The 9450-nt window shown below is 67.1% G+C and carries 7 protein-coding genes, 1 tRNA gene and 1 pseudogene; 4 read left to right on the forward strand and 5 right to left on the reverse strand.

Annotation, left to right across the window (positions count from 1 at the left end; genetic code table 11):
- Positions 1 to 347 precede the first annotated feature (347 nt).
- The gene (locus HV826_RS15575) at positions 348 to 650 is read left to right on the forward strand and encodes a hypothetical protein (RefSeq protein ID WP_176417804.1); all 303 of its coding nucleotides are present in this window, start codon (positions 348 to 350) and stop codon (positions 648 to 650) included.
- 30 nt (positions 651 to 680) lie between these two features.
- A complete protein-coding gene (locus HV826_RS15580; protein ID WP_176417806.1) occupies positions 681 to 1598 on the forward strand; it encodes a M14 family metallocarboxypeptidase in 918 nt (305 codons plus the stop codon).
- A gap of 64 nt (positions 1599 to 1662) precedes the next feature.
- Here HV826_RS15580 and HV826_RS15585 read toward each other — a convergent pair whose 3' ends face one another.
- Complete coding sequence (locus tag HV826_RS15585) at positions 1663 to 2886, reverse strand: alpha/beta fold hydrolase (protein ID WP_255217247.1); 1224 nt, start codon at positions 2884 to 2886, stop codon at positions 1663 to 1665.
- Positions 2887 to 3045: 159 nt separating this feature from the next.
- Between HV826_RS15585 and HV826_RS15590 the strand changes: the two genes are divergently transcribed.
- Together HV826_RS15590 and HV826_RS15595 are read left to right on the forward strand one after the other, a co-directional pair.
- The gene (locus tag HV826_RS15590) at positions 3046 to 3720 is read left to right on the forward strand and encodes a response regulator transcription factor (RefSeq protein WP_176417807.1); all 675 of its coding nucleotides are present in this window, start codon (positions 3046 to 3048) and stop codon (positions 3718 to 3720) included.
- Positions 3717 to 5153, forward strand: coding sequence for a HAMP domain-containing sensor histidine kinase (locus HV826_RS15595; protein ID WP_176417808.1), 1437 nt, complete (start codon positions 3717 to 3719; stop codon positions 5151 to 5153). The genes HV826_RS15590 and HV826_RS15595 overlap by 4 nt, the downstream gene beginning before the upstream one ends.
- Before the next feature lie 984 nt (positions 5154 to 6137).
- Here HV826_RS15595 and HV826_RS15600 read toward each other — a convergent pair.
- From HV826_RS15600 to HV826_RS15615, 4 genes and pseudogenes are all read right to left on the reverse strand, one after another.
- A tRNA-Ile gene (locus tag HV826_RS15600) sits at positions 6138 to 6210 on the reverse strand.
- A 79-nt stretch (positions 6211 to 6289) separates the two neighbouring features.
- Positions 6290 to 6676: an MGMT family protein gene (locus HV826_RS15605; protein ID WP_368670932.1), complete on the reverse strand. Its 387-nt coding sequence runs from the start codon at positions 6674 to 6676 to the stop codon at positions 6290 to 6292.
- Positions 6677 to 6757: 81 nt separating this feature from the next.
- The gene (rpoD, locus tag HV826_RS15610) at positions 6758 to 8884 is read right to left on the reverse strand and encodes an RNA polymerase sigma factor RpoD (protein WP_176417810.1); all 2127 of its coding nucleotides are present in this window, start codon (positions 8882 to 8884) and stop codon (positions 6758 to 6760) included.
- 92 nt (positions 8885 to 8976) lie between these two features.
- Positions 8977 to 9450 (reverse strand): annotated as a pseudogene (locus tag HV826_RS15615) (DNA primase); the annotation flags it as partial.

Genomic DNA, 9450 nt, shown 5'->3' on the forward strand with positions numbered 1-9450 from the left:
GGCAGGCTTACGGGGGCTGACGTATGTGAAGGAGGCGAGAGGGGGCGGACGATACTGGAGCACCTGGGACTGCTCACTGAGAGTGCCAGGCTGGCCCCGGCGCGGGGGCCCCCGGCTGCGTGGTGTTGAGGCTCAGTCCATCGCCAACAGGCCGGCGGCCCCTGCCGGACCCCTCGTGGGAGGGCGGCCTGGACTGGGGGGACCTCAAGGGGCTGCGCGGCCGCTCCACCTGCCTGGCACACAGCTCGGACGATCCCCGTCAGCGGCCCTCCTCGTCCCCGCTGCTCCTGCCCGCGATGCTCAAAAGAGTCCCTCTCCGTCTTATGCTCGGGCGCACGAACTCGTGGATGTTTGCCGCGCTGAATACGGTCGAGTCGCCCATCGTCGAGCTCGAAGCTGCGACCCTCCTGGAGAACGACAAGAGCTGGCGCGCGGAGCGCCTGCCCGTGATCGAGGAACGCATCCGGAGGCGTCTCGCCGACCTCTCCGCGACGCTCGGCCATTCCGAGTGGCTCGGCGGCGCCTTCATCGCCGCGGAACTGCTCATGGTGACGGTGCTGCGCAGGCTCCCCAGAGCGCACATTCTGAAGACGATTCGAGCCTCACCGCTGCATCGAACGCCTGACGTCACACACGAGAAGCCCGGGTAGCGACCCGCAACCTGCTCTAGAATCGCCGCTATGAGCACTGCACCGTACCCCATTGGTACCCCCGGAAGCCCCTGGGGCGAGGCGGAAGTCACGGCCTGGCGGTCCCGCCAGACCCGCAAGCGCAGTTACGCGGCCGACGTGCTGAGCGCGATAGAGCGCTTGCGCGCGCGCTTTGACGTGAGGCAGTACGGCCTGCTGGAGTACCCGCCGGACACGTACCCGCTGTTCGCGCTCGCGAGCCGCGACTGGCGCGACGAGTTGCCTGTGGCGCTGGTCACGGGTGGGGTTCACGGCTACGAGACGAGCGGCGTCCACGGCGCGCTGCAGTTCATCGAGCGGCATGCGGCTGGCTACGCGGGCCGCATCAACCTGCTCGTCGTCCCGTGCGTCAGCCCGTGGGCCTACGAGCGGATCCACCGCTGGAACATGAACGCCATCGACCCGAACCGCTCCTTCCGCGAGCCCAGCCCGGCGGAGGAGTCGGCGGCCCTCATGCGGCTGGTCGCCCCGCTGCGCGACCGCGTGCTCGTGCACGTGGACCTGCACGAGACCACCGACTCGGACGAGGCGGAGTTCCGCCCCGCTCTGGCCGCGCGCGACGGCAAGCCCTTCGAGCCCGGCCATACCCCCGACGGCTTCTACGTCGTGGGCGACACCGAGAACCCGCAGGTCGACTTCCAGCAGGCGGTCATCGCCGGGGTCGCGAAGGTCACCCACATCGCGCCGCCCGACGCCGACGGCAATATCATTGGCTCTCCCGTCGTCGCACCGGGCGTCATCCACTACGCCTTCCGCCAGCTCGGACTGTGCGCTGGCATCACGCCCGCCCGCTACGTGACGACCACCGAGGTCTACCCCGACAGCCCGCGCGCGACGCCCGCGCAGTGCAGCGACGCGCAGGTGGCGGCCGTCACGGCGGCGATCGATTACGCGTTGGCGCATCCGTAGGGGACGTGCCGAGCCAAGCTCGACGTCGAGCGCACGCCACGCTCGAGCTCGTGGCCGTGACGGCTCACATGGGCGCGCCGACGCAGGGCCCGCTGAAGTGGGAGGGGGACTTCAGCGGGCGTGTCGGGCCTGTCGTGCCCCGGCGGCTGCGCCCCGGGGGGGCAGGCTTCGGTGCATCGCCTGCCGCCTCGGCGATGGGCCGGGCGTACATGACCAGCGATAGCAGCATCTTGCCCGGTTCTTCGTTCATGATTTCGTGGGCCGAGTTCTCGAACCAGACCAGGTGCTTGATGGGGGCGTGAAGGCGCTCGAACCATTCGGCCGCGACGCTCGCCGACACGTTGTAGTCGTGCCGGCCATTGAAGAGGAGCATCGGGCACTCAAGCCGGGTCACGTTGCTGAAGTCGGCCCGCAGCACGGCGGGGAACAGCTTCTCCTCGGAGAGCTCGTTGGCGGTCCATACCGAGGCCAGATCGGCATCCGTGTACTCCGGAGAGAGTGCGAAGCCCTCCGCTTCTGCCTGGCCACCCGTCCGCCCGTACACCTGTCCACCATAGAAGCCGAGCCACTTGCGCTGGATCGCGACGACGGGCAACTCGAGCGCAGCGCCATGCGCCGCATAGGGCGCAATCGATTGCAGCTCCCGGATTGCCTCTTCGTTTCCGGCTGCGCGTGCCCTGTCCATGGCAAAGCGCCATCCGCGCCGTTCGCTCTCCAGGACATCGGTCGCCTGTCCCATTCCGATATACGCGTGCAGCCATTCCGGGTGACGTCGCGCGACGGACAGGCCGAGAAAGCTGCCCCACGAATGACCGAGCAGGAAGATCTTCTCCTTGCCGAACTCCTCGCGTGCCCAGCGAATCATCTCCTCGGTATCGGCGAGCAACCGCTCCGCCGTCATGGTCGCCGCGACCGCGGAGGGGTCATTCGCCCGATAGGTTTTTCCGGCACCGCGCTGATCCCACTGGATGACGGTGAAGTACTCCTCCCACCCCCGCTGGAAGTACCAGCTCGTCGGCATCGACACGAAGCCCGGACCTCCGTGGAGCATCAGCAACACGGGATTGGCCCGGTCGACGCCGCGAATCGAGACCCATTGGTCGATCCCTCCGATGCGAATCTTCTCCAGCCGCTCCACGCCCATGGGGGTCACGATTCGGCGCAGGTTGGCGACGATGGCGGTCGCTTCGCGCCGGCTGCCGGGTCCAGCCTGCTCCCTGGCCGTGGGGGTTCCCGCGCAGCTCGTCAGGAGGATGGCCAGGCAACAATTACGGAAGAAGTTCATCATCTCGGTCCTGGGACAGTACGCAGGTGCTCGCATGGGGGGCATCGCACAGCTCCTTCCCTTCTCTTCTGGCAGCGTAGGCTTGCACGAGCCTGACAGCCGATGATTGTCGCGGCGCCTTCGCTGCGGGAGGAGTAGCGTCCGCCGTCACGGAGGGGTCTCATGCGTGCGCTCCTTGTCGAGGATGAGCCGGAACTCGCGCGGCTGGTGGCAAATGAAGCGACGTCCCAGGGCTTCTCGGTCGACGTCGTGGCTTCGGTCACCTCGGCCCGTAGCGCGCTCCACCTGGGCGCCTACGCCATCGTGCTGCTGGACCGCCGCTTGCCTGATGGCGACGGCTTGTGCCTGATTCCCGAGATTCGTGCCAGGCAGCCGGAGGCGGGCGTGCTGGTGATCAGCGCGATGGGAGATGTCCCGGAGCGAGTCGCGGGCCTGGATGCGGGGGCGGATGACTACGTGGGAAAGCCTTTCCACGCAGACGAGCTGCGGGCGCGCATCCGCTCGGTGCTGCGGCGGCCTGCACAGGCGCGACAGCTACAGCCCGTGCGCTGCGGCGCCATCGAGTACGACCTCGGCTCCAGGCAGATGACGGTGCAGGGAAGGCCGCTGCTGCTTCGCAGGCGCGAGGCCTCGCTGCTGGCTGCCCTGATGCGCCGCGCGCGGCGGGTCGTCCAGCGCGACACCCTCATCAAGGAGGTCTACGGGTTCGACGAGGAGCCCAGTGCCAACACCCTGGAGGCGCACATCTCCAGGCTGCGACGGCGGCTCGAGGATTGTGGCGCGGGTGTGGTGCTGCACCCGGTCCGGGGCGTCGGCTACCTGATTGACGAGCCATGAAGCGTCTGACGGACTCCCTGGCGCCGCGCCTGATCGCGGCCGTCCTCGCAACGCAGCTCATCGTCATCACCGGGCTGATGCTGTTCTGGATGGTGTTCTCCCACGCCGTCTCGCACGACGACCTGTCCGCCGCGACCTCCCAACGTCGCGTTGCCGAGTCGATTACGCTGGACCCGGCAGGCGACCCTCGCATTGAGCCCTCAAGCGCGCTGCGCGCCTATCAGGCACGCCGTCCGCAGCTGGCCTACGCCGTCTACGTGGACGGCCGCCTCGTGCCCGGCTCATCGCAGTCGCTTGCCCAAGCGATCGCTCCACGCGGCTGGGCCGCGCCTGGTGCTAACCTCGAACCGGCGCCCACTCTCGACGACGTGTACCGGCACTTCCCCGACCTGCGGTGCGTGCAACTGCTCGGCGAGTGCGGAGATCCGGTGATCGCCTTCGGGGAGGGCCAGCGCGCGAACGTCTCGATGTTCCCGGTCCACGGCATCGGGACCGCGGTCGTCGTGACGAGCGGCAATCGCCTCGGACTGGATGACCTGCCCACGGCGCTGCTGACGCTGATTCCGCGCGTGATGAAGCTGTTGGGTTCGGCCGTTCTCGCCACCGTCCTCGTGCTGCCACTGATGCTGCGTCGCGCGCTACAACCCCTCACGAGGGCCGCCGACGCCGCATCCGGCATCGGCCTCGAGACGCTGGACCAGCGGCTGTCGCCCGACGGCGTGCCCAAGGAGATCAAGCCTTTCGTCACGGCCATCAATCAGCTGTTGGAAAGGCTCGAGAGCGGCGTCTCCCGCCAGCAACTGTTCGTCGCCAATGCCGCGCACGAGTTGCGCACCCCTGTGGCGATTCTCTGCGCCCGGCTCGACTCCCTGGGCGACAGCCCCGCCACGCGGGACCTGCGGCGCGATGCGACGCGGCTGGGGCTGATGGTCGACCAACTGCTCGCGGCTTTCCGCATGCAGGGACAGACCCCGGCGGATTGGAGGGCGCTGGATATCGTCCAGCAACTGCGTGAGCTGATCAGCGACATGGCGCCGCTGGCGCTGCGGAGCGGACGCGCCATCGCCCTGGAAGCCGCATCGTCCTCCGAGATGGTGCTGGGACAGGCCGATGGCCTTCGGTCGGCGTTGGCCAACCTGCTCGACAATGCGCTGCGCGCCGAGCCCGCTGGCGGGACGGTGATTGTCAGGATGGAGGCCAGCACGTCCAGCATCACGGTCGACGTCGTCGATCACGGCCCCGGCGTCGAGGAGTCCGACCGAGAGAACATCTTCGAACCGTTCTGGCGCCGGGAAGGTCAGTGGAGTGGAACCGGGCTGGGATTGGGCATCGCCCGCCGCATCTCGGAAGGTCACGGCGGCAGCCTTCAGCACCTGCCCACGGAAGGCGGCGGCGCGACTTTCCGGATGCGGGTGCGAAGAGCTCCCGCATGAAGGCGCGTTGCCCCGGCAGCGTGCTGCAAGGATTGAGGCGCGTACTGGCGCTCCTCGCCGCGCTGCCCGGGGCCGCGATGAACCGGGTCCCAGCTTGTCGGGGGGAGCCACGGTAACGCTGCTGCTCAATGCGCGGGTGCTGCTGGCGGTCCTTCAGCGCATCCTCGGACACTCCTCGCCCACCGTTGCGGCAAGTGTCTCTGGGCACCTTGATGCGGTGGGCGGCCCGCAGGGGGCGCCAGTGGTTCGGAATCTGGTGCGGCCGGTGGCCCCACGGGAGCGGGGGGGTCTCACACGGGTGCATCTTGTGGCTGGGACGGGATGGCCCCCTGCCTGATTGGCACGCATAAATCCCCGATCAATTCGCGTCGGGTGGCTACTTCTTCAGTGGCGCTGAGTGCGCCTCCGAATGATTCGACGTTGGGGGGCCTCTCCGGCGATCCAGCGCGTTGGCTCCTGCTCATGCGAACTCACTTTCTCGCGCTGTTCCCTGAGCTGCTGCTCTCTCTTGGTCCTGCATGCGGAGACTCAGTGGCAGGGGATGACGTCGATGGCCAGGACGCTGGCTGCGACGCCGGTTCTGAACCGATTCCGCCCCGAGTGGTGGAGGTCTCAATCAGATGTAACGAGGATCCGGCCTTCTTCAACTATCGACTGCAATGTCTGTCTGTGGTGGCGGGATGCTACGACTGCAACCTCTTGGGGCAGCCCATTGAGGGCGGTGAACCGGTGGCGTTTATTTCAAGCCGGCACGAGTGCAGCGGGGAGTCTTGCGGCACGCTGGTTGGACATGGGCCGCTGCCTGCTGAATTCTACTCACATCTCATCGTGCAGACGGGGTGGTGTGGGCAGAGGGTGAAGCAATGGAGGTCACGGACGAGCGCGTCGTCGCGCTCAACAACGGTGGCGGAACTCAGCGGGGCCCGCTCAATGGACAGACACCCCCGGAGAGATTCCCGAGGCACTGCAAGGCATTGAGGGGAGTGGGCCCTCCTGGATTCGAACCAGGGACCAATCGGTTATGAGCCGACAGCTCTAACCGCTGAGCTAAGGGCCCTCATGCGCCAGCCAACCGCGTGACGGATTGCATATCCCCGGGCGTGCAGTCCTGGCAAGGGGCGTCGTTCCACCCCTCCTCAGCGCTTCCGCTTCGCTCCCACACCCGGTGCCGGCGCCTCGCGTGGCACCTTCACGCGGACAGTGTCCCCGCGCTGCGTCACCTCCACGCCCTCGGCCCGCAGGCGCCGTGCCTGCTCCTGGGCCACCTGGGGCGCCAGCGTCCCGTCCGAGCGCGTGACGCGCCACCAGGGCAGCGGCAACCCGGGCTGGTGGGGCAGGGTGGCCATCTCCCGGCCCACGCCCCTGGCGGCCCCAGGACGGCCCGCATAGAGCGCCACCTGGGCATAGGAGCGCACCTGCCCGCGCGGAATCGCCCGGACCGCCTGCCACACCGCCTTCGAAAAGGGCGGGGGAGCCTTCTTCGCTTCGGCCTTCGGTGTCTTCGTCTTCGTTCGGAGCGCCACGGCCCCGGACTCTAGAAACACGAAGGCCCCCGGTCCACGAATGGAGCGGGGGCCCACGTTTCAGCTCAGCTCAAGCCCGGCTCAGCTCTCCACGAAGGAGCGCAGGCGCTTGGAGCGGCTCGGGTGGCGCAGCTTGCGCAGCGCCTTGGCCTCAATCTGACGGATGCGCTCGCGCGTCACCTCGAAGTCCTGGCCCACCTCTTCCAGTGTGTGGTCGGACTTCTCGCCGATGCCGAAGCGCATGCGGAGCACCTTCTCCTCACGCGGCGTCAGCGTGGCCAGCACCTTCCGGGTCTGCTCCGCCAGGTTCATGTTGATGACCGCGTCCGCCGGCGACACGAGGCTCTTGTCCTCGATGAAGTCACCCAGGTGGCTGTCCTCTTCCTCGCCAATCGGCGTCTCCAGGGAGATGGGCTCCTTGGCGATCTTCAGGACCTTGCGGACCTTGTCGAGCGGCAGCTCCATCTTCTCCGCGATCTCCTCCGGCGTCGGCTCGCGGCCAATCTCCTGCACCAGGTAACGGCTGGTGCGGATGAGCTTGTTGATGGTCTCGATCATGTGCACCGGGATGCGGATGGTGCGGGCCTGGTCCGCGATGGCGCGGGTGATGGCCTGCCGAATCCACCAGGTGGCGTAGGTCGAGAACTTGTAGCCGCGCTTGTACTCGAACTTGTCCACGGCCTTCATCAGGCCGATGTTGCCCTCCTGGATGAGGTCCAGGAACTGCAGGCCGCGGTTCGTGTACTTCTTCGCGATGGACACCACGAGGCGCAGGTTGGCCTCCACCAGCTCGCTCTTGGCGCGCTCGGCGCGGCGCTCACCCAGCCGGATGGCGTCGTAGTTGCGGCGCAGCGACTCGACGGGGAGGTTGGCCTCCTCCTCCACCTTCTTGATCTTCCGCACCGCCGTGCGCACGTCGCGGTCCAGGACCTCCAACTGCTCCGGCGTGAGGTTGAGCTGCTTCTGCAGCTTCTTGCCGATGTTGGGGTTCTCCCGCGACTCCTTCAGCTGCGGGCGCAGCTCCTTCATGGAGCAGTCGTAGCGGCGCTCCAAATCACGCAGCTCGTCCTCGGCCTTGTCGACGCGCTCGATGAGGGCCTTGAGGTTGATGACGATGCGGTCCACCTGCTTCTTGTTGAGCCGCATCTCCTCCAGGACCTCCATCATCTTGGTCCGGAGGTCCTTCATCTCCTGCTTCACTTCCTTCTTGCGCACCTCGGTCAGCTTCTTCTTGGAGGACAGCTCCTCCTCCAAGACGTCGCAGTCCTGGGCGAACTTGCGGAAGCGCTCGATCTGCTTGCAGATCTGCTCAATCTTGTTCAGCTCGCTCTGCGCCAGCTGCGCGGGAGCGTCACCCTCGCCGACCTCCTCGGGCGCCTCGTCGGCACCCTCGGCCTGGGCCTCTTCCGGCGCGTCCTTGATGACGTCGCGCACGCGCAGCTTGGCCGTCTTCAGCTTGTTGCCGATGTCGAGGATCTCCTCGACGGCGACCTTGCACGCCAGCAGCGCGCGGAGGACTTCCTTCTCACCCTCCTCGATGCGCTTGGCGATTTCGACCTCGCCCTCGCGGGTGAGCAGGCTGACGCTGCCCATCTTGCGCAGGTACAGGCGCACCGGGTCGTTCGACTTGCCGCCCGGCTCGTCGTCCTCGTCCTTCTCGTCCTCGTCGGCGTCTTCCTTCTCTTCCTCGACGGTGACGGTGGGCTTGATTTCGTTGTTCTGAGCGGCCTTCTGCGCGTCGACAATCTCGATGTCGTTGTCGCCGAACATGCTCATCACGTCGTCGATCTGATCGGACGACACGATGTCGGCGGGGAGCGCGTCATTGACCTCGTCGTACGTGAGGAAGCCCTTCTCACGGCCCGCGGCGAGCAGGTCCTTGACCTCCTTGCGCTCGGCGACCGGATCCTCCTCGATGTCGTCCTCGACGGCGTCGGGGTCCACCTGGACGGCGGCGGCGGCCTCTTCCGCGGCCTCCTCCGGGTCCACGTCATCGCCCATGGCCGGGGCCACGCCCTTCTTCTTCTTCTTGAGCTTCTCCGTCGCCTCGGCGACGACGTCCCTCGCGGCGAGTTCTTCCTTCTCCTCGGCGCCCGTCTTGGCCCCCTTCGCCGCGGCACCGTCCGGAGCCTTCTTCTTGCGGATCACCGGATCCACCTTCTTCTTGGTGGGCTTCACGGACGCCTTCGAGGGCTTCTGCGTCGGCATTCGGGTACTTCTCCTTGAGCAAATTCAGGGGCTTGAGGCCTGGGCGAGCCGGCCGATCTACCGCAAAGTCAGGGTTTCTTACAAACGCGAACTCAAACCGGTTGCATGGGCGCCTTTGTTCCCGAGGAGGCAGGCTTGAGCTCCTCCAGGACACGCTTCTTGAGCGCCAACAGTTCCACGCGCTCCGCCAGGAGCTGGCGCGTCTCCTCTGTCAGGTCGAACGCCCCCGGCGTCTGCTCCGTCGCCCGCTTTATATAAACGAGCCGCTCGTCAATGCGCCGCACCATGATTTCCCTGCAGATGGAGAGGAACGCCGCCTCCAGGGGGACGGGCTCCGAGGGGAGCTGCCGCAGCGCGCTCTCAACGCCGCGCTTCACGGCTTCCGAGGATTCAAAGAGCGCGTCGTTGGCGCCGTGTCCCGACGTCGCGTGCGCCAGCGCCATGCGCAGGCCCATGTGGGACAGCTCGTCACACACGCGGAAGGTGTCCCGCGCCATCAACCGTGGCTCTTTCAACACCGCGCCCACGTAGAAGCACTCCAGCGCGGGGGGCGGCTTCTCCAGGGG

The organism is Myxococcus sp. AM010, assembly GCF_013372585.1.
GTDB classification, from domain to species: domain Bacteria; phylum Myxococcota; class Myxococcia; order Myxococcales; family Myxococcaceae; genus Myxococcus; species Myxococcus vastator.

Excerpts from the sequence above, each read along its gene's own strand:
- HV826_RS15585 (WP_255217247.1), bottom strand. The coding sequence starts at position 2,886 with ATGATGAACTTCTTCCGTAATTGTTGCCTGGCCATCCTCCTGACGAGC.
- HV826_RS15595 (WP_176417808.1), top strand. The coding sequence starts at position 3,717 with ATGAAGCGTCTGACGGACTCCCTGGCGCCGCGCCTGATCGCGGCCGTC.
- rpoD (WP_176417810.1), bottom strand. The coding sequence starts at position 8,884 with ATGCCGACGCAGAAGCCCTCGAAGGCGTCCGTGAAGCCCACCAAGAAG.
- HV826_RS15575 (WP_176417804.1), top strand. The coding sequence starts at position 348 with ATGTTTGCCGCGCTGAATACGGTCGAGTCGCCCATCGTCGAGCTCGAA.
- HV826_RS15580 (WP_176417806.1), top strand. The coding sequence starts at position 681 with ATGAGCACTGCACCGTACCCCATTGGTACCCCCGGAAGCCCCTGGGGC.
- HV826_RS15590 (WP_176417807.1), top strand. The coding sequence starts at position 3,046 with ATGCGTGCGCTCCTTGTCGAGGATGAGCCGGAACTCGCGCGGCTGGTG.